Source organism: Micromonospora sp. LOL_023 (assembly GCF_048060115.1).
Classification (GTDB): domain Bacteria; phylum Actinomycetota; class Actinomycetes; order Mycobacteriales; family Micromonosporaceae; genus Micromonospora_E.
Genome location: NZ_JBHMIM010000043.1, coordinates 1 through 18714, shown reverse-complemented (window position 1 = coordinate 18714; position 18714 = coordinate 1). Strand labels below are relative to the sequence as shown.

At 71.5% G+C, this 18714-nt stretch carries 23 protein-coding genes; 9 read left to right on the top strand and 14 right to left on the bottom strand.

Annotation, left to right across the window (positions count from 1 at the left end; translation table 11 throughout):
* Window positions 1-62 precede the first annotated feature (62 nt).
* Window positions 63-1064 carry a UDP-glucose 4-epimerase GalE gene (gene galE / locus ACFHVL_RS21790; RefSeq protein WP_416630242.1) on the top strand — a complete coding sequence of 334 codons (1002 nt, stop codon included), beginning with the start codon at window positions 63-65 and terminating at the stop codon, window positions 1062-1064.
* 53 nt (window positions 1065-1117) lie between these two features.
* Here galE and ACFHVL_RS21785 read toward each other — a convergent pair whose 3' ends face one another.
* Window positions 1118-2371 (bottom strand): HRDC domain-containing protein, encoded by a 1254-nt coding sequence (locus ACFHVL_RS21785; RefSeq protein ID WP_416630305.1) that lies wholly within the window; start codon window positions 2369-2371, stop codon window positions 1118-1120.
* Between the two features lie 541 nt (window positions 2372-2912).
* Here ACFHVL_RS21785 and ACFHVL_RS21780 point away from each other — a divergent pair.
* Window positions 2913-3821, top strand: coding sequence for a S1C family serine protease (locus ACFHVL_RS21780; RefSeq protein ID WP_416630241.1), 909 nt, complete (start codon window positions 2913-2915; stop codon window positions 3819-3821).
* Window positions 3822-3854: 33 nt separating this feature from the next.
* Here the strand turns inward: ACFHVL_RS21780 and ACFHVL_RS21775 are convergent, their stop codons facing one another.
* On the bottom strand, window positions 3855-4427 hold the full coding sequence (locus ACFHVL_RS21775) for a DUF3000 domain-containing protein (protein ID WP_416630240.1): 573 nt from the start codon (window positions 4425-4427) through the stop codon (window positions 3855-3857).
* 120 nt (window positions 4428-4547) lie between these two features.
* Between ACFHVL_RS21775 and hemE the strand changes: the two genes are divergently transcribed.
* The 4 genes from hemE (at window position 4548) to ACFHVL_RS21755 (ending at window position 8389) form a co-directional block, all read left to right on the top strand.
* Window positions 4548-5624, top strand: coding sequence for a uroporphyrinogen decarboxylase (gene hemE, locus ACFHVL_RS21770; RefSeq protein WP_416630238.1), 1077 nt, complete (start codon window positions 4548-4550; stop codon window positions 5622-5624).
* A gap of 82 nt (window positions 5625-5706) precedes the next feature.
* Window positions 5707-7137 (top strand): protoporphyrinogen oxidase, encoded by a 1431-nt coding sequence (gene hemG / locus ACFHVL_RS21765; RefSeq protein WP_416630237.1) that lies wholly within the window; start codon window positions 5707-5709, stop codon window positions 7135-7137.
* A complete protein-coding gene (gene hemQ, locus ACFHVL_RS21760; protein ID WP_416630235.1) occupies window positions 7134-7841 on the top strand; it encodes a hydrogen peroxide-dependent heme synthase in 708 nt (235 codons plus the stop codon). The genes hemG and hemQ overlap by 4 nt, the downstream gene beginning before the upstream one ends.
* Window positions 7842-8017: 176 nt before the next feature.
* The gene (locus ACFHVL_RS21755; protein WP_416630234.1) at window positions 8018-8389 is read left to right on the top strand and encodes a hypothetical protein; all 372 of its coding nucleotides are present in this window, start codon (window positions 8018-8020) and stop codon (window positions 8387-8389) included.
* A 67-nt stretch (window positions 8390-8456) separates the two neighbouring features.
* Here the strand turns inward: ACFHVL_RS21755 and ACFHVL_RS21750 are convergent, their stop codons facing one another.
* From ACFHVL_RS21750 to msrB, 3 genes are all read right to left on the bottom strand, one after another.
* On the bottom strand, window positions 8457-8945 hold the full coding sequence (locus tag ACFHVL_RS21750) for a GNAT family N-acetyltransferase (RefSeq protein ID WP_416630232.1): 489 nt from the start codon (window positions 8943-8945) through the stop codon (window positions 8457-8459).
* A gap of 20 nt (window positions 8946-8965) precedes the next feature.
* Window positions 8966-9226, bottom strand: a complete 261-nt coding sequence (locus ACFHVL_RS21745; protein WP_326554586.1) for a Prokaryotic metallothionein — start codon at window positions 9224-9226, stop codon at window positions 8966-8968.
* 95 nt (window positions 9227-9321) lie between these two features.
* Window positions 9322-9726 (bottom strand): peptide-methionine (R)-S-oxide reductase MsrB, encoded by a 405-nt coding sequence (gene msrB, locus ACFHVL_RS21740; protein ID WP_416630230.1) that lies wholly within the window; start codon window positions 9724-9726, stop codon window positions 9322-9324.
* A gap of 69 nt (window positions 9727-9795) precedes the next feature.
* On the opposite strand from msrB, the gene ligD reads away from it, so the two are divergent.
* Window positions 9796-10842: a non-homologous end-joining DNA ligase gene (gene ligD, locus ACFHVL_RS21735; RefSeq protein WP_416630228.1), complete on the top strand. Its 1047-nt coding sequence runs from the start codon at window positions 9796-9798 to the stop codon at window positions 10840-10842.
* 5 nt (window positions 10843-10847) lie between these two features.
* On the opposite strand, the gene ACFHVL_RS21730 is transcribed toward ligD, so the two are convergent.
* From ACFHVL_RS21730 to ACFHVL_RS21720, 3 genes are all read right to left on the bottom strand, one after another.
* Window positions 10848-11156 (bottom strand): type II toxin-antitoxin system PemK/MazF family toxin, encoded by a 309-nt coding sequence (locus ACFHVL_RS21730; RefSeq protein ID WP_416630226.1) that lies wholly within the window; start codon window positions 11154-11156, stop codon window positions 10848-10850.
* Window positions 11156-11392: a ribbon-helix-helix domain-containing protein gene (locus tag ACFHVL_RS21725; protein ID WP_416630224.1), complete on the bottom strand. Its 237-nt coding sequence runs from the start codon at window positions 11390-11392 to the stop codon at window positions 11156-11158. The genes ACFHVL_RS21730 and ACFHVL_RS21725 overlap by 1 nt, the downstream gene beginning before the upstream one ends.
* Before the next feature lie 201 nt (window positions 11393-11593).
* Entirely contained in the window at window positions 11594-11767 is a 174-nt protein-coding gene (locus ACFHVL_RS21720) for a hypothetical protein (protein ID WP_416630223.1), read from the bottom strand.
* On the opposite strand from ACFHVL_RS21720, the gene ACFHVL_RS21715 reads away from it, so the two are divergent.
* Window positions 11766-12047, top strand: coding sequence for a hypothetical protein (locus ACFHVL_RS21715; protein ID WP_416630221.1), 282 nt, complete (start codon window positions 11766-11768; stop codon window positions 12045-12047). The genes ACFHVL_RS21720 and ACFHVL_RS21715 overlap by 2 nt on opposite strands.
* A gap of 66 nt (window positions 12048-12113) precedes the next feature.
* Here ACFHVL_RS21715 and ACFHVL_RS21710 read toward each other — a convergent pair whose 3' ends face one another.
* From ACFHVL_RS21710 to ACFHVL_RS21695, 4 genes are read right to left on the bottom strand one after another with little or no spacing between them, the layout of a single operon-like run.
* The gene (locus ACFHVL_RS21710) at window positions 12114-12404 is read right to left on the bottom strand and encodes a hypothetical protein (protein WP_416630219.1); all 291 of its coding nucleotides are present in this window, start codon (window positions 12402-12404) and stop codon (window positions 12114-12116) included.
* Window positions 12405-12437: 33 nt separating this feature from the next.
* Window positions 12438-13970 carry an alpha/beta hydrolase gene (locus tag ACFHVL_RS21705; RefSeq protein WP_416630218.1) on the bottom strand — a complete coding sequence of 511 codons (1533 nt, stop codon included), beginning with the start codon at window positions 13968-13970 and terminating at the stop codon, window positions 12438-12440.
* On the bottom strand, window positions 13967-15052 hold the full coding sequence (locus ACFHVL_RS21700; protein ID WP_416630217.1) for an ATP-dependent DNA ligase: 1086 nt from the start codon (window positions 15050-15052) through the stop codon (window positions 13967-13969). The genes ACFHVL_RS21705 and ACFHVL_RS21700 overlap by 4 nt, the downstream gene beginning before the upstream one ends.
* Before the next feature lie 44 nt (window positions 15053-15096).
* Window positions 15097-16089: a class I SAM-dependent methyltransferase gene (locus ACFHVL_RS21695; RefSeq protein WP_416630216.1), complete on the bottom strand. Its 993-nt coding sequence runs from the start codon at window positions 16087-16089 to the stop codon at window positions 15097-15099.
* Between the two features lie 60 nt (window positions 16090-16149).
* Between ACFHVL_RS21695 and ACFHVL_RS21690 the strand changes: the two genes are divergently transcribed.
* A complete protein-coding gene (locus ACFHVL_RS21690) occupies window positions 16150-16695 on the top strand; it encodes a DUF1990 family protein (RefSeq protein ID WP_416630214.1) in 546 nt (181 codons plus the stop codon).
* Here ACFHVL_RS21690 and ACFHVL_RS21685 read toward each other — a convergent pair.
* Window positions 16672-17610 carry a DNA-3-methyladenine glycosylase family protein gene (locus ACFHVL_RS21685; protein WP_416630213.1) on the bottom strand — a complete coding sequence of 313 codons (939 nt, stop codon included), beginning with the start codon at window positions 17608-17610 and terminating at the stop codon, window positions 16672-16674. The genes ACFHVL_RS21690 and ACFHVL_RS21685 overlap by 24 nt on opposite strands.
* Before the next feature lie 115 nt (window positions 17611-17725).
* Window positions 17726-18553, bottom strand: a complete 828-nt coding sequence (locus ACFHVL_RS21680) for a hypothetical protein (RefSeq protein ID WP_416630212.1) — start codon at window positions 18551-18553, stop codon at window positions 17726-17728.
* Window positions 18554-18714: the final 161 nt, after the last annotated feature.

The window sequence follows — 18714 nt, the reverse complement described above, 5'->3', positions numbered from 1 at the left end:
GTGCCGAGGATGGGCCGAACCGGGTCGGGTACCTTGTGGCAATCCGACACGAAGGAGACGCGGTGAAGGTTCTGATCGCGGGGGGCGCGGGTTTCATCGGTAGCACGATCGCTTCCGCCTGCCTCGACGACGGCGTGACGCCGGTGCTGCTGGACAACCTCAGTACCGGGCGGATCGAGTTCACCCGCGACCGCCTGTTCTACCACGGCGACATCGCCGACGGCGCCCTGATCGACCGGATCTTCGCCGACCACCCGGACATCGACGCCGTCGTACACGCCGCCGCCCTCATCGTGGTGCCCGAGTCGGTCGCCGAGCCGCTGCGCTACTACCGCGAGAACGTCGCCAAGTCGATCGACTTCATCGAGCACGTGCTCCGCAACGGAGCCCGACGGTACCTGTTCAGCTCGTCGGCGGCCATCTACCGCCCGGGCGAGGACTTCTCCGTCGACGAGTCGTCACCACTCGAGCCGACCAGCCCGTACGCGTGGACCAAGGCGATGATGGAGCAGATGCTCGCCGACTGCGCCGTCGCGACGCCGCTGCGCGCCCTGTCGCTGCGCTACTTCAACCCGATCGGCGCCGACCCGCGACTGCGTACCGGACTGCAGATCCGCCAGCCGACCCACGTGCTCGGCAGGCTGATCACCGCCGCCGAGACCGGTGCCGAGTTCGCCATCACCGGCGTCGACTGGCCGACCCGCGACGGCTCAGGGATCCGCGACTACATCCACGTCTGGGATCTGGCCCGGGCCCACGTCCAGGCGCTGCGCCGATTCGACCAGATCCTGCCGCAGGACACCGACCGGCGCTACGAGGTGCTCAACCTCGGCACCGGCGACGGAACAACGGTGCGCGAGTTCGTCGAGGCGTTCCGGTCCGTTTCGGACCAGCCGCTGCTGGTACGCGAAACCGGGCCCCGCCCCGGCGACGCGGCCGGCTCCTACACCCGCAGCGTCCGGGCCCGCCAACTGCTGGACTGGAAGCCGGAGCTATCCATCGCCGACGGTATCGGCCACTCGCTGGCCTGGTCCGCCCGGCGTGACGAGGTGCTCGAGGACTGAGCCGCGCAAGGGCGACGTCCGGAGGAGCCCGACGTCGCCCTGCGGGCCGGTGGTCAGTCCGGTGGACCCGCCAGCGCGTCGGTCAGCTCGGCGATGATCAACGACACCTGCCAGGCGCGGGCACCGAAGCCGCGCAAGATCGCCGCCACCGACTCCTCGGTCAACTCGTCCGGCGGAGCCCAGGCCAACCGGCGGATCGAATCCGGGGCGATCAGATTCTCCGGTGGCAGCACTTCCGCCGCTGCGGTGCGGATGACGACCTCCCGGCAGCGGGCCAGCCGGGCCGCCGCGGCCGGATCGCGCTCTGCCCACCGGTGCGGCGGCGGCGGGCCGTCGACCGTCGGCGCCACCGGCAACTCGCCGTCGGGCAGGGCCCGGGCGGCAGCCAACGCGTCCAGCCAGATCCGGGCCAGCCTGCGCACGGACCGGCCGCTGAACCCCGGTAACGCCAGCAGCGCCCGCTCGTCGCGGGGATCCAGCTCGGCGGCCGCGACGATCGCCGAGTCCGGCAGTACCCGGCCGGGTGCCGAATCCCGCCGGGCCGCGACCTCGTCCCGGGCGTACCAGATCGCTCGAACCCGGGCCTGTGCCCGCGCCCCCCGTACCCGGTGGATGCCGGAGGTCCGCCGCCAGGGCTCAGGGCGCGCCCGCGGTGGCTGACTGCCCCAGTTGACGAGGGCGGCGAACTCCTCCGCCGCCCACTGCTGCTTGCCTTGGCGCTCCAGCTCCACCGCGAGCACGTCCCGCAGGTCGACCAGCATCTCCACGTCCAACGCGGCATAGGTGAGCCACGAGTCCGGCAGCGGGCGGGTCGACCAGTCGGCGGCGGAATGATGCTTCTCCAGCGAGAATCCGAGTAGCGACTCGGTGAGCGCGGCCAGCCCGACGCGTTCGAAGCCGGCCAGCCGGGCCGCCAGCTCGGTGTCGAACAGCCGGCGTGGACGCAGACCGAGGTCCGCCAGGCAGGGTAGATCCTGGCTGGCCGCGTGCAACACCCATTCGGTGTCGGCGAGCGCTGTGTCGAGCGTGCTCAGATCCGGCAGCGGCAGCGGGTCGATCAGCGTGGTTCCGGCCCCGGATCGGCGTAGCTGGACCAGATACGCGCGCTGGCTGTAGCGATATCCGGAAGCTCGTTCGGCGTCGACGGCGACCGGCCCGGTGCCGGCGGCGAACCGGGCCACCACCTCGGCGAGAGCGTCGACGTCGGCCACCGGTTCGGGGGTGCCGTCGCGGGGGGCGGTCAGCGGAACGGGCCCGCCGGGCGAAGGGGAGGGCCCCACGACATCGGACGCCGGCGCGGACGCCAGCGGGTTGTGGTGCGGCTCGCTCCCTGCTGGGCGTTGCGCGGTCCGACGGCGCAGGGGGGATTCGTCGGTCACCTGACAACCCTAGTGCCCGGGCTGCCGGAGACGCCGCCAGGTACGACCGGCGCGTCGGCGGTCCGGGCCGACAAAGTTATCAATAGCACGAAACAGGCATACAGTGGGCAAGAACCGGGCCACATTCGCGTTTTCGCTGTTGCCGGCACGACAAAGGTGGTATCACCCGGTACCGTTCTTGTCGCCGCTTGCGCGGCAGGGGTGGGCCGGGCTGCCGCAGCGGAGGAGAGGCTGCCACATGACCAGTGGAAACGATCAGCGATCCGATCCTGTCATGGATCCAGCCGGGCCGCGGCACGCCGCGCTGGACCTCACAGCACCCCTGTTGCCGTCCCGAACGGCTCCCGTGCCGCCATGGGCCTCGACAGCGCCGGATACGCAGAGCTTCACGCCGACTGTCCCGGACTCCTCGACACCAGCCGACGAGTCAGCCGGACCGGCGGCGTACGGATCAGCGCCAGAGCCGACGGTGCCCGCAACGCCCGCCGCGGCCGAGGCGTTCTCGTCGAAGTCCGCCGCCGGTCCGCCGACGCGGCCCGCGACGGAACGTTCCGGTCCGTGGGCTCCACCGCCGGACCAACTGCGCCGGGTGGTGCCGCAGCCTCAGCGCGGCTGGCTGAGGGTGACCGCGCTGCTACTCGTGGCCGGGCTGGCCGTGCTGGCCGGATTCCAGACGTACCAGATCAACCAGCTGACCGATCGGCTGAGCGAGGCCGACCAGCGGCTGGCGCAGGCGCAGGGTGCCGATGCCGACCGGTTCGACCTGGTCGAATCGCGCACCGCCGACCTGGAGCGCCAGGTCGGCGCCGCCTTCGACCCGGAGTCCATCGCCGCCGCCGCGCTGCCGAGCGTGTTTCGGGTCAGCGCCGGACGCTTCACCGGCACCGCCTTCGCGGTGGGCGAGCCGGATGCCGGCGGCACCGACCTGCTGACCAACTACCACGTCATCGAGGCGGGTTACCTGGCCGGCAGCCGTCGGGTCTTCCTCGAACGCGACGGCGAGCGGGTGGAGGCGAGCATCGCGGCGGTGGACGCCGACAGCGATGTGGCCCTGCTGCGCACCAGCGAGTCGTACGCCGGTCTGATGGCGGCGAACGACGGAGTGAAAGCCGGCCAGCAGATCGTGGTCGTCGGCGCGCCGCTCGGGCTGGTGGACACCGTCACCATAGGGGTGGTCAGCGCGCTGCGGGAAGCCGACGACGGGTCTGGGCCGGTGCTGCAGTTCGACGCCCCGATCAACGCAGGAAACTCCGGCGGGCCGGTGATCAACAGCAGTACGCAGGTGGTCGGGATCGCCACAGCCAAGGCACGTGACGCCGAGGGAATCGGCCTGGCGGTGCCGATGCAGGTCGCCTGTGCGGCGTTCGACATCTGTTGACGGTGCCGGCGCTTGCTCAGCTGCCAGGATTGCTCAGTTGGCTGCGGGCGGCCAACGGGCAGGCAGTGCCGTCACGCCGGGCGGCGGTAGCCCGGCAGCCGAAGCCAGCAGGTCGCACCAGGCGAGCAGATGGGCACTGAGCCCGGTGGTCAACGGGGTCCACGACGCCCGGATCTCGATGTCCCCGCCGGCCGGCGGACCGGCGAGCTCGCCGAAGCGGGTGGAGCAGGTCTGAGTGACGGTGCCGCCGATCGCGGTGCAGGTCGCGCCGTGTGTCTGCAACGCGTCGGTCAGCCAGGTCCAGCCGACGCCGGGGAGCAGCGGATCGGCGACCAGGTCGACCTCCAGATCGGCGGTGACATAGGTCACCAGCCGCAGCGTGCCCTGCCAGGCGTCGTGCCCGGCCGGATCGTGCAACAGGACCAGCCGCCCGGTGGCCACCTCGTCCGAGGCACGCAGGACGGTGGCGCTCAGCGCGAACGCGTACGGCGCGAGCCGCTGCGGCGCGCCGACCTCCTCGATCTGGATCTCCTCCCGTGGGGCGACCGCGCGTAGTCCGGCGACGGCGCGGTGGAACGCCTCGGGCAACGCGGTACGGGGGGCCATGAACGCAGCCTAGGCCGCCGCCGGGGCCGATGGGGGACCGGCACGCCGGGCCGGCGCTGCGACACCCGGGATCGGGGCACGGCTGCTGAGTGCGGAGGTAGCCATGGCACCATGACGCCGGTGACCACCACGACGCCGGGCAACGCTGCCCACGACGGAGCATCCGCGACGATGAACGACTCGGCCTTCGTTCGGGCCTGCCGCCGCGAGCCGGTGCCGCACACCCCGGTGTGGTTCATGCGCCAGGCCGGGCGTTCGCTACCGGAGTACCGCGACCTGCGCAGCGGGATCGGCATGCTGGAGTCCTGCCGGCAGCCGAATCTGGTCGCCGAGATCACCATGCAGCCGGTACGCCGGCACGGGGTGGACGCGGCCATCCTGTTCAGCGACATCGTGGTGCCGGTCGCCGCAGCCGGTGTCGAGCTGGACATCGTGGCCGGCACCGGCCCGGTGATCGCCGATCCGATCCGCAGCGCCGCCGACGTCGGACGGCTGCGCCGGATCACCCCGGACGACGTCGACTTCGTCGACGAGGCGGTGCGGCTGCTCGTCCCACAGCTCGGTCACACCCCGCTGATCGGGTTCGCCGGTGCGCCGTTCACCCTGGCCAGCTACCTCGTCGAGGGCGGGCCGTCGCGTACCCACGGGCGGACCAAAGCCCTGATGTACGGCGAACCCGACACCTGGCACGCGTTGTGTGCCCGACTCGCCGAGATCACCCTGGAGTTCCTTCGAGTACAGATCGCCGCCGGCGTGTCGGCGGTCCAGCTCTTCGACTCGTGGGCCGGCACCCTGTCCGAGGCGGACTACCGTCGGTACGTGATGCCGCACTCGGCGGCGGTGCTGCACCAACTGGCCGACGCCGGGGTGCCCCGAATCCACTTCGGAGTCGGCACCGCCGAGCTGCTCGGCGCGATGGGCGAGGCCGGTGCCGACGTGGTCGGCGTGGACTGGCGTACCCCGCTGGACGCCGCGACCGTGCGGATCGGTCCGCAGCGGGCGGTGCAGGGCAACCTCGACCCGTGCCTGCTGCTGGCGCCCTGGCCGGTGATCGAGGTGGAGGTCCGCCGGGTACTGGCCGAAGGGCTGGCCGCGCCGGGTCACGTGTTCAACCTCGGCCACGGGGTCCTCCCGGAGACCGACCCCGACGTGCTGACCCGGGTGGTCGAGTTGGTGCACACGACGTCGGTGCGGTGAGCGGCACGCCATCGCGAGGATGAAGATCGCCCCGCGCCGGGGCGGTGGATGGTGTGGGCGCGGCAGGTGGCAAGGTGACGGTATGCAGCAACCGTGGCGGATAGCCGTGGTGGGCGGCGGGATCGCCGGACTTGCCGCAGCGGTGCGGCTCCGCGATCGGGCACCGGCCGGCACCCGGATCACCGTGTTCGAGCAGTCCAGCGAGCTGGGCGGAAAACTGCGTACCGGGCAGTTCGCCGGTCGCCCGGTGGAGCGCGGCGCCGAGGCGTTCCTGATGCGCGATCCCGCCGGCGGAGACTCCGCCGCGGTCGCGTTGGCCCGCCGCGTCGGCCTCGCCGACCGGCTGGTGCATCCGGCGGTCGGTCAGGCGTCGCTGGCCCGCGACGGCCGGCTGGTGCCGCTGCCAGGCGGCACGCTGATCGGCGTCCCGGGTGACCTCGCCGCGGTCGCCCCGGTGGCCCGGGCCGCCCCCGAGCGCGACCCCGACGACGGTACGCCGCTGCTGGGACCCGACGAGGATGTCGCCGTGGGCGAACTGGTCCGCCGCCGGCTCGGCGAAGAGGTCGTCGACCGGCTCGTCGATCCGATGCTCGGCGGGGTGTACGCGGGTCGGGCGGACACGTTGTCGCTGGCCACCACCATCCCGGGGCTGGCCGCCACAGCCCGGACCCGGCACACCCTGCGCGACGCGGTGCGGGCCGCGCTGGCGGCGCGGCCGGCGGCGGCCGGCGCGCCGGTCTTCGGCAGCGTCGACGGCGGTCTCAGCCAGTTGGTGGCGGCGATCCGGGCAGCATTGTCGACCGCCGACGGCGGGGTCGAGGTGCGGTTGCGCACCGGGGCGGTGGTACGGGAGTTGGCGGCGTCAGCGGCCGGTTGGCGGCTGGTGGTGGGGCCGACCCGCGGGGCCGAGCGGGTGGATGCCGACGCGGTGGTGCTGGCGGTGCCGGCCCGGCCGGCGGCCCGGCTGCTCGCCCCGGTGGACGCGGCCGCGGCGGTGCGGGTCGGGGCGCTCGACTACGCGAGCATCGCGCTGGTCACCATGGCCCTGGCCACCTCGGAGCTGCCGGAGACCTCCGGTTTCCTGGTGCCGGCGGTCGAAGGGACCATGACCAAGGCCGCCACGTTCTTCAGCACCAAATGGGGCCAGCTGCGCCGGGCGGACGGGCTTGCGGTGGTCCGGGCCTCCCTTGGGCGCTATGGCGACGAGCAGCTACTGCAGCGCGACGACGACGAGTTGGTCGCCACGGTGCACGCCGAGCTGACCCGGCTCACCGGTGTCCGGCTACCGGCCGCCGTGCAGACCCATGTGCAGCGGTGGGGTGGCTCGCTGCCGCAGTATCCGCCGGGACACCTCGACCGGGTGGCCGCGGCGCGGGGATCGCTGCGGTCGGCCCGGCTGCGAGTGGCACTGGCCGGCGCCGCGTACGACGGAATTGGCATCCCGGTGTGTGTACGGTCCGGGGAAAGCGCCGCCGAAGAGATCCTGACCAGTCTGGAGAAGGTACGCAGATGAGTGGCGAGCAGCAGAGCAACGCGGCCCGGTTGCGGGAGCTGAACGAGACGATCCAGTACACGATGTGGTCGGTGTTCCGGGTGGCCGAGCGGCTGCCGGCGCTGCGCGACGGGCTGGTCGGCGAGGTCGAGTCGCTCTTCGGTGAACTGGCAGCCAAGGGGGTGACCGTCCGGGGCAGCTACGACGTCGCGGGGCTGCGGGCCGACGCCGACATCATGATCTGGTGGCACGCCGCCGACAGCGACGACCTGCAGGACGCCTACGGGCGGCTGCGGCGCACCGCGCTCGGCCGGCACCTCGCGCCGGTCTGGTCCCAGCTGGCGCTGCACCGGCCGGCCGAGTTCAACAAGAGCCATGTGCCGGCCTTCCTCGCCGGGGAGGAGGCGCGGGCGTACATCTGCGTCTATCCGTTCGTCCGGTCCTACGAGTGGTACCTGCTGCCCGACGAGGAACGCCGGGCGTTGCTCGCCGAGCACGGGAAGATGGCCCGGCCGTACCCGGACGTGCGGGCGAACACGGTGGCGTCGTTCGCGCTCGGCGACTACGAGTGGATGCTCGCCTTCGAAGCCGACGAGCTGCACCGGATCGTCGACCTGATGCGGGACCTGCGCGCGTCCGGGGCCCGCCGCCACGTCCGCGAGGAGGTACCGTTCTTCACCGGCCGCCGCCGGTCGGTGGCCGATCTGATCGACAATCTCCCGTGATCACTGGATGGTCCCGTTTGCGGGCCAAGTCGGGGAACTGTCCGGTATCGCGGCCGCCGAGGATTGGTTAGCGGCGGGCGGCGCGGGTATCCCGGAGTTGCCCCCCGAGGTTGGTCGGCCAACCGGCCGCACCGATCGGACCGGAGAAACACTCATCTGATCCGGAGGAGGGCGTGATGAGTACGCAGGCTCCGACCCGCAACACCGCCATGGAACGGCCGAGGATGGACCGTCAGTCCACCATGGCGCAGATGGGCGACATGAACGCCGGGATGCGACCGGCGACGACCCCGGGGACCGAGACCAAGTCGGCTTTCCGGAGCACGGAGTTCTACGTCTACCTGATCGCCGTGGCCGGTGTGCTGCTGGCTTCGCAGGTGATCAACACGAACATCGACGGCGTGCAGGGCACCGCCGGCGTCGGGGACCCCTTCCCGGCGAGCACCGCCTGGTGGTACGTGGCCCTGCTGACGATCGGTTACGTGATCAGCCGCGGGTTGGCCAAGGCCGGTAGCGCCTGGCGCAACTCGGGTGAACGTCAGCACTGACCTCGGTCAGCTGCCTGACGAGCGGGCCGGCGGCTGTGGTGGACGGGATCGTCCACCCGGCTGCCGGTCACTCGTCGTTCGCGGCGCCGCTCGCCGGGCGGCGCATCGGCACGTGCGCGATCCCGTCCTCGAGGTACTCCGGACCGGCCACGGCGAACCCGTGCCGGGCGTAGAGGGCGGTCAGGTGGGCCTGCGCGTCCAGGACACACAGCTGGTCACCGGCGATGGCGAGAGCGGCGTCGACCAGCCGTCCGGCGTGTCCCTGACCCCGTTCGCCGGCGGCCACCGCCACCCGGCCGATCCGTCGGACCGGTCCACCGCCCGCCGGGTCGCCGGGATCGGTCAACAGGCGCAGGCAGGCGATCACCGCGTCGGCCCGGGACAGCCACAGCTGAAGGGTGCCGGGCTCGACGTCGCGGCCGTCCAGATCCGGGTACGCGCACTCCTGCTCCACCACGAAGACGTCCACCCGTAGTTTCAGCAGTTGGTAGAGGGTCAGCGGATCCAGCTCGACGGTACGCGCGATGTGCGAGGTCAGGGCAGGTTCGGCGGACACGCCGAGGGATGATACGCGGGTCAGCCGGGTCGGCTGCCGACCGCGTCGCGTACCAGTGCGCCAGCTTCGCGTTCCACCGTACGGGCACAGTGGGCACAGCAGAAGAACCGCCCGGACACCTCCACCCCGTGCCCGACGATCTTGCACTGGCAGTGTTCGCAGATCGGGGCGAGCAGCTGGATGGCGCACTCGAACGAGTCGAAGGTGTAGGTTTCCCCGCTCACCGTCCGGATGTCGAACGTGAGCCAGTATTCGTTTCCGCAGACCTCACAGGTCGCCATGGCGTCTCTCCCAACGTCGGCCTCTTCGCAGGGTGCGCCATCGTCGGTCGGTAGACCGGCAAAATCGGCAAAATGCCGCTGATTACCGCACCATCTCAGGCCGGTTCCAGCCGCAGCGCCACCGAGTTCATGCAGTACCGGGCGTTTTTCGGCGTGTACCGCTCACCGTCGAACCGGTGCCCGAGATGCGAATCGCAGGTGGCACACCGGATCTCGGTGCGGACCATGCCGTGCGACCGGTCCTGGATGTACCGCACCGAGCCGGGCAGCGCCTCGTCGAAGCTCGGCCAGCCGCAGTGCGAGTCGAACTTCGTGTCGCTGGTGAACAGCGGCGCGTCGCAGGCCCGGCAGTGGTAGGTGCCGACCGTGGTGGTGTCGACGTACTCGCCGGTCCACGGCCGCTCGGTGCCGGCCTCGCGCAACACCCGGAACTGCTCGGGATCCAGCCGCATCCGCCATTCCTGCTCGGTGCTCGGCAGGGAAGCCTTCTCGTCGGTCATGACCTCTACGGTACGGCGGACCGGTCGCGCCGCCCCCCGAACCGGGCGCGCAGGGCCTAAGGTCGGCCTATGGCTGGCGAGAGTCGCAGTTCCAGGTCCGTGACCACCGTCGAAGTGGCCGGCCACCAGGTCCGGCTCAGCAGCCCGGACCGGGTCTGCTTCCCCGGCCCGGGCTACACCAAGCGGGACATCTTCGACTACTACCTCGCGGTCGGCGACGGCATCATGCGGGCCCTGCGCGACCGGCCCACCACGCTGCAGCGCTTCCCGGACGGTATCGACGGGGAGATGTTCTTCCAGAAACGGGTGCCGGCCCGCGGCGTCCCGGCGTGGCTGGGTACCGCCGAGATCAAGTTTCCCAGCGGGCGGACCGCCGACGAACTGTGCCCGACCGATCTCGCCCACGTCGCCTGGGCAGCGCAGATGGGTACCGTGGTGTTCCACCCGTGGCCGGTGCGCTCGCGCGACGTCGACCGGCCGGACGAGCTGCGGATCGACCTGGACCCGCAACCGGGTACCGACTTCGCCGACGCGGTCGAGGCGGCCGGCGAGGTACGCGCCATCCTCGACGAACTCGGCGCTACCGGCTACCCGAAGACCTCCGGCGGCCGAGGCGTGCACGTCTACCTGCGGATCGCGCCCCGCTGGGTGTTCACCGACGTACGCCGGGCGGTCATCGCGTTCGCCCGCGAGGTGCAGCGGCGCCGCCCCGACCTGGTCACCACCGCGTGGTGGAAGGAGGAACGCGGCGAGAAGGTCTTCGTCGACTACAACCAGATGGCCCGCGACCGCACCATCGCCTGCGCGTACTCGTTGCGGGCCAACGCCCGCGCCACCGTCTCCACCCCGGTCACCTGGGACGAGCTGACCCAGGTGGAGCCGGACGACTTCGACCTGCGGACGGTGCCACCACGGCTGGCGAAGCTGGGCGACCCGCACGCCGGGATCGACGACACCCCGTGGGACATCACCCCGCTGCTGGAGTGGGCGGACCGGGACGAGCGCGACGGCACCGGGGATCTGCCGTACCCGCCGGACCACCCGAAGATGCCCGGTGAACCCGCGCGGGTCCAACCCAGCCGCGCCAAGCGCCCCACCAGCGAAAATGTCAGCTAGTACCCCTATTCGGGCAGGTCGAGGTCGTAGGCGGCGAGGATGGCCTCGGCCAAGGCGGGCTCCTGATGGGGCAGCAGGTAGCCGAGGTGCCGACCCAGGGTGCTCTTGGGGATGGTGACGACGTTGTCGCAGCTGACCACGCTGTCGTGGTCGAGTCCGTTGGCCGGGCCGACAGGGACTTCGGTGGACAGGCCGCGAATGGTGCTGGTGATGGGCGCGACGGTGACCCGGGTGAGGTAGGGGCGTACCGCTTCGCGAGTCAGGATGAGAACGGGCCGGGCCTTGTCAAGTTGGGCAAGGTGGATTGGTCGCATCAGTCCAGGTCGTCGATCGGGAGAGTGGCGGCATGCCCGGCGAGGCGGTCCAGGTCTGCGTCGGGTTCGACGCGGGCGAGGATCGCGGCGTCGCGGGCGGCGGCGGTCTGTCGTCGCTCGCGTCGTAGCGCTCGGGCGACGACGGCGGCCCTGCTGGGGGCGCCGCCGTCGCGGACCAACTCGTCGACGAACTCGACGAGGTCGTCCGGCAGGCGTACGGCGATCTGAGTGCTCACGCCGTCGATGCTACCGGATCGGTACCTATTCACATACCAGATCGGTAGCGGAGGTCATCGGCCCGACGAGGGACGGCGGGAAGCCGAACTCTGTTTCATCGTGATCCCCCAGGGGGATTTTGATCCCTCAGGGGGATCACGATGGAAAAGGTGTCCCTCCCTGGAGGGGGTCGGACCCGGTGCATGTCATGCCGCCGGTTGTTAGCCCTGCTGGTCTTCCCGACGCCGTGCCGCGTACGCCTCGACATCTTCGGCCAGCCAGATCCGGCCAGCCTTCAGCACCGCCAGTGGCTCCGGGAAGTCTCGGCGGCCGGTGATGACGTCTGCCCACTGCCGGGAGATGCCCAGGTAGTCGGCGACCTCCGCCGTGCCCATGAGCCGGATCTTCGCCACCCGCCCACTTTCCCCGTACCGCCCTGGTCAACGCGAGTGCCGCGTCGACCTGCCGGTCGCCGGCGACAGCCCGGCCGACGAGGACCCTGTGCTCACCTTCCGCTGGTCGTACGCGGACCTCAAAGACGAGCACGGCGAGGAAGGCGCCCGGATGATCCTCGCCGACCTGATGGACGCCTGGCAGGACAACGGCGGGCAGCCGGTGTCCGCCGACCAGATCGAGGCAGCCGGCCGCAACCGGTTGGCGCTCGACGACGCGTAGACCGCCGGCCCCGCCGGCCCGGTCAGCCGGTGGCGTCCTGGTCGGCGGCCTGGGTCAGTACCAGTTTCATGCCCTCGTGTGTCGCCTTGAAGCCGAGCCGCAGGTAGAACCGGTGCGCCGCCTCCCGTCGCTTAACTGCATCACGGCTACCACCTCGCCGTCACGCTCGGCGACGACGAGTTCGTTGCGTGGGTCGGCGTCGATCGCGTCGAACGCGTCCCGGTAGTCGGCCGGCACGGTCCGATCCGCCCCGCCGGTCGGCGCCTCCCGCTGCCAGCCCAGGTCGTCGTCGATGAGCAGCGCGAGCAGGGTCGGCCGGTCGTCGACCCGGGCGGGCCGCGCCGTCGGTTCAGTCACGTCGGTAGAGCCCGCACCCGCGCCGAGGGTCGGTCAAGCCGGGCAGCGCAGGCCGTCGTCGGGCACCGTCAGATCGATCAGGTACGCGTCAACCGCCGCGGCCACACAACCAGTGTGCGGGTACGCGGTGTGCCCGTTGCCTTCCCAGGTCACCAGCACGCCGGTGCCCAACAGCTCGGCCAGCCGGGGAGCCTGCTCGTACGGGGTGGCCGGATCCCCGGTGGTGCCCACCACCAGGATCGGTGGGGCGCCCGCCGCCGGGCCGACCGGGTACGGGTCGGCGGCAGCCGGCCAGTCGACGCAGGCGAGCAGCCCGACCGCCAACGCCGGACCGAACCGGGGATGCTGTCGGCCCCACTGCTGCTGCAGCTGCCGGATCTGTTCGATGCTGAGGTCGACCTCGGCGTCGGCACAGTTGATCGCAAGGTTGGCGGCGAACAGGCCGTCGTAGCCGCCGGCCGCGTCTCGGCCGGTGTAGCCGTCGGCCAGCGTGAACACCAGATCGGGATCCCCGTCGTGCAGCGCGGCCAGTGCCCGGGCCAGCGGTGCCCAGCCGCTCTGGTCGTACAGCGAGGCGACCACGGCGTAGAAGATCCAACCCGGGGTGGCCGCGCGGCCGGCGGCGGTACTGACCGGAGCCTGCCGGGCCTGGGCGGTCACCTCGTCGAGCAGGCCGGTGGGGTCGGCGCGGATCGGGCAGTCCCGGGGCGCGTCGGCACACCAGCGGGCGAACGCGTCAAAGGCCCGTTCGAATCCGGCGGCCTGCCCGAGTGATCCGGTCACCGGGTCCTCTCGGGGATCGATCGCGCCGTCGAGCACCAGTGCCCGGACCCGGTCCGGGAACAGGTGTGCGTAGGTGGCGCCCAGCAGACTGCCGTACGAGTAGCCAAGGTAGGTCAGCTGGTCGTCGCCGACCGCCGCGCGTACCGCGTCCAGGTCCTGCGCGGTCTGGTGGGTGGAGTACGCGCCCAGCTGGTCGCCGTGGCGGGCCGCGCAGCTCGTCGCGATCCGCTGGCTGACCCGCACGGACTCGGCGAAGGCCGTAGCGTCGCGGGGGTTCGGGTCGGCGCCGAAGACGGCGTCCCAGTCGGCGTCGTCGCCGCAGAAGATGCCGCCGGAGCGGGACACTCCGCGCGGGTCGAATCCGACCAGGTCGAACCGGCGCAGCACCTCGTCGGGCAGGCCGCCGGAGCGTTCACCGAGCGCGAGCCGCAGGGCGGCGTCGATGCCGGAGACTCCCGGCCCACCCGGGTTGACCACGAGCGAACCGATCCGGTCCTGCTGCTGGGCGGACCGGGCCCGGACCAGCGCCAGCGACAGGGTCGGGCTGGCCGGGCCGGCGGACCAGTCCACCGGCACGTCGATACTGGCGCAGTGGTAGCTGAGGTCGTCAGGGACGGTGCCGTACCGTTGCCGCGCCTCCTCGGGGCAGGGCAGCCAGTCCACCGTGTCGGCAACGGTGGCCGGCGACCGTTCGGCGGCCGGCTCTGGCGAGCAGCCGACCAGCCCGGTCAGGACCACTGCGAGCGTCGCGGCGGTGCACGCCCGACGTCTGCGCCGGGTCAACGCTGCCCGGTCGGGTCGCCGGCCAGGACCTGCTCGACATCGAAGCGGACCGGTCGTTGCAACTGGTCGTACCGGCAGGACTGCGGCTCGCGGTCCTGCCGCCAGCGCAGAAAGCGCGCGGTGTGCCGGAACCGGTCGCCCTCCATCGCGTCGTAGCCGACCTCGGCGACCAGGTCCGGTCGCAGCGGCTGCCATTCGAGGTTCTTGCCGCCGCTCCACCGGCTCGGCGCCCCTGGCACCCGCTGTCCGGCGGTGTGGTCACCGGCGGCCCACGGGTGCTCGGCGGCAGCGATTTCCAGCGGCGCCAACTCCTCGACGAGCTCGGCCCGGCGGGCGGCGGTGAACGACGCGCTGACGCCGACATGGTGCAGTGTCCCCGCGTCGTCGTACAGGCCCAGCAGCAGCGAGCCGACCACCGGCCCGGACTTGTGCCAGCGGTAGCCGGCCACCACCACGTCGGCGGTCCGGACGTGCTTGATCTTGAACATCAACCGTTTGCCGGGCTCGTAGCGCAGGTCGGCGGGCTTGGCGATCACCCCGTCGAGACCGGCGCCCTCGAAGACCTCGAACCAGCGTCGGGCGGTCTCCGGGTCGGTGGTGACCGGGGTGAGGTGCATCGGCGCGGTGATCGAGGCCAGGGCGTCGACCAGTTTGGCGCGGCGGGTGGGGAACGGCTCGTCGAGCAGCGACAGGTCGCCGAGCGCCAGCAGATCGAAGGCGACGAAGGACGCGGGAGTCTGCTCGGCGAGCAACCGCACCCGGGACGCCGCCGGGTGGATGCGCTGGCCCAGCAGGTCGAAGTCGAGCCGTGACCGGGTGCCGTCCTGCCGGATCACCACCAGCTCGCCGTCGACCACGACGCGGTCCGGGAACTGACGCAACACCTGGTCGATGACCTCGGGAAAGTATCTGGTGAGCGTCTTGCCGCCCCGGCTGGCCAACTCCACCTCGTCGCCGTCACGAAAGACGACGCACCGGTAGCCGTCCCATTTCGGCTCGTAGCTCATCTGCGCGGCGACGGGCATCGTGGCGACCGGCTTGGCCAACATCGGTTCCAGCGGCGGGGCGAGCGGCAGGTTCACCCACCCAGTGAACCATCCCGGTCCGACGGTTCGGCGTCATCGCCTCAGCGTGGCCGGCCCATCACTTTGCGGACCCGACGGAAGATCGGCCGGACCGGGCGGGCCAGCCAGGGCATCCGCCGGGCAGCCTTTCGGTACAGCGGCAGGTTGGCGGCGCGCAGTTGCTGCTGTACCGCCTTGAGATCGCTGCGGGCGGTTCGCAGCTGCCCTTCGAGTTCGGTGAGCCGGGCAGCCGTGATCGTCGCCATCGGCTCGTGACCGGTGATGGGTCCGGTCTCGTCGTTCTCGCCGCGTACCAGCCAGTGCGCCTGGGCGTAGACGTCGACAAGGTGGCCGGCGAGTGGTACATCCGCCTTCTCCAGCGCGGTGGGGAAAGTGGCGGCGAACAGGTCCCGATACTGCTTGGCCTGGTCGACCGAGGTGGCCAGGATCAGCTTGTTGGGTACCAGAACGGCGGGTACGAGGCTGCCGCCGTCGGCGAGATAGCCGAACAGGCCGCTGATGACACCGAGCCAGTGCCGATTGAGGACGTCGTCAAGTACCACCAGTCCGCGTTCGACCACCGTACGCTCCGCGATCCACAGGTCGTTCTCGGTGATCTCTTTCGTGTGCCCGCCGTCGATGGAGAAGATCCGGAATCGGCGGCCCGCCGTCACGAACCCGGCCTGCTCCAGATCCAGGCTGGAGGACTGCAGTATGTCGATGTTGTCGCCGGCGCCGTAGGCGGCCAGGTTCCGTTCGAAGGTCGGCCGGTTGCCGCGCCCCGAGTTGTCCACGTTCGCCGACTGATCGTCGAACACGTCGATCGCGACCGCCCGCTGATCTGCCGGAAGGCCAAGGGAAAGGCAGAGGAAGGACTTGCCGTGGTGGATGCCGATCTCGGCCACGTCGCCGACGATGTCTTCGGTGCGTTGGGCGACCTCGATGCCGCTTAGATAGACTGCGGTCGACGCATCCAGCCAGCCGCGCACTTGCTGCAACCCGGAACGCAGGTAGCCTGCCTTGGCATCGGGCAGGACCGGTGTGAGCGCCATCATACCGGCAGACCTTACCGCGAATTGCCAGAACAGCAAGCAGCCGATTGGCACAATGCTGGGGTGCTGGACGTTACCTATCCTCAAGCCGGAGCCACGGGCGAACTGCTGCGCCGGGTGGCCGGCGCAGCGGCGCCGCCACCGGTGCTACCCCACGGCTACCGCCATCTGCGGTACCGCACCCGACTGCGGCCAGGCAGTTTCCCGGTGGCGGCGCGGGCGGTACTCACCTGGCGGATGCACCGCACGGCCGGAGCGAGGGTAACCGCGACCGCGCCCCATGCCGCCCCCGGCGTGCAGGTCTCGGTCGCTCTGGGCGTCGGCCCACTGCGGCTGGTGGCGCCATGCGTCGTGGTGTGGGCCGTCGACGATGCCGATCGGGCCGGATTCGCCTACGGGACATTGCCCGGCCATCCGGCCAGTGGAGAGGAGGCGTTCCTGGTCGAGCGGCGCGGCGAGCACACCTGGCTGTCCGTCGTGGCGTTCAGCCGGCCGGTGGCACCGATCATGCGGCTGGCCGGACCGCTCGCCGCGTTGGCCCAGCGCGGCTACGCCTGGCGGCTGGGGGTGGCGCTGCGCCGGCTGTCAGAAACGGGCGAACGAGCGTAGCGGTGCGCGGGGGCCGAACCGTGGCGCGGCGACGCCCGCCAACTCCAGCAGCATGCAGACCCGTCCCCGGTGGCCACGGAACGGCTCCAGCAACTCGATCATGCGGTCATCGCTGCCCCGGGCCTCGCCGGCCAGCGCCCACGTCACGGTGTTCGGCAGGTGGAAATCGCCGACGCTCACCGCGTCCGCCGCGCCGAACGCCACCCGGACCACCTCAGCGGCGGTCCACCGGCCGATGCCGGGCAGGCTCGTCAGCCGCCGGGTCGCGGTGCCGGCATCGCCACTGGCCTCCAGCCGCGCGGCGACGGCGGCAGCCTGGCGCAGGACCTGCGCCCGACGTTGCTCGATGCCGAGCGGATGGAACTCCCAGTACGGCGTCGTGGCGATCACCGCCGGCTCCGGGCCGACCCACAGATCCGGCACCGGTCCGGGCGCTGGCGTGCCGAACCGGCGGACCAGCGCGGCGTACCCCCGGAAGGCCTCGACTCCGGTGACCTTCTGCTCCACGACGGCCCGCAGCGTCCGGGCGAACACCTGACCGGTGGTGGGTAGCCGGACCCCGGCGAAACGTCGGCTGAGCGCGGCCACCACCGGATGTCGTCGGGCCAGCGGGAGAAAGTCGCGGACCTCGTCGCGTAGCCCGGCGACCGCGTCGGCGATGTCGAGGACCGCCGCGGCACCCGGGCCGTGTCCGGTGGCGACCAGACCGCCGCCGTCGCGGCGCAGCGCCAGCGACGCCGGGCCGGACGGGGTACGGGCGGTCCACCAGAAGGTGCCGCCGACCCAGCGGGCACACGGATCGTGCCGTCCTATCGCCAGCGGCCGCAGGGAACCGGTCAGGTGGTAGCCGTCCGGCGGCTGCAGCACCCGGATGGGCGCCTCGGCGGCTCCGTCCGACTGGTTCCGCGTGACCATGCCCGTCACTGTGCCAGGCCTGGCCGGGCACCCGGACGCCGGGACGACCTCTGTCGTCCCGGCGGCGTACCGGGTCGTGGCAGTGGCGTCGTCGCGAGCGCCCCGGGGGCGACCGTCAGCGGGTGACGAGCACCCGTACCGCGTCGAAGGCGGGGATCTGGTTGGCGCGCACCATCATCGGCACCCGATGGGACCCGTCGCCCGCCCAGGAGGCGCACTGGGCGATGCCGGTCGAGGGCAGGCCCGGCACCTGGACGGTCACCACATCGGCCCCGGCGCCGCCACCCCCGTCCTCTGTCGCCACGAAGAACGCCGGTGCGGGGCCGGGCTCGGGCGCGGTGCGGTTGCTGGTCAGCATCCGGCACGCGGTGTGGAAGTGTCCCCGAGTGAGGCCGTCCTCGTTCAGGACGGAACTCTCCAGGTAGTAGCCGCCCTGTCCGGCTGGCAGGAACCGGTCGCGGACCAGGTTGCGGCTGCTGACCCGCAAGGTGAAGGGCTGGCCGACCCGGACCCGGTCCGGTGCCGAGACGATCATCAGCTGAGGGTTGGTGTCAGCGTCGCCGACCTCGCCGAAGGCTGTGCTGACGCACCGGTCGCCGTCCTGAAATCCGTCGTGTGCTGGCAGGTCGCTGGTGCTGCAGTCGTTGGCGAGGGTCTCCAACCCGCCCGGTGTCGGGGCGGCCGGCGGCTCGCTCGGCGCCGCGGCGGACCCGTCCGGAGCGGGGGATTGCTGGCTGCCGCGGTCCCGGTCCCGGTCCCGGTCGCCCCGGGTCCCAGCGGAGGAGATCTGGGTCACGGCGACCACACCGCCGAAGACCGCCAGCATCGTGGTCACCGCGAGGATTCGCCTACGGACACTGCCACGGGGCCGGCGCGGGGATTCGCGCTGTTCACCGGTACGCCGTCGACGTGGGGAGCTGTGCACGTGGGCCACCTCTTTCATCGAACGAAATTGATTCGTCCGGATGCAATGCAGTCGTTGGCGGCGATTCGTCCGCCGCTTCCTGTCGAAGGTATGGAGCAAACTCCACGACAGTGAGCCTTTCCGGGTAAGGCTCTGATCACCGGGCGCGGTGTCCGGAACGGTCAAGATGTGTGGGAATC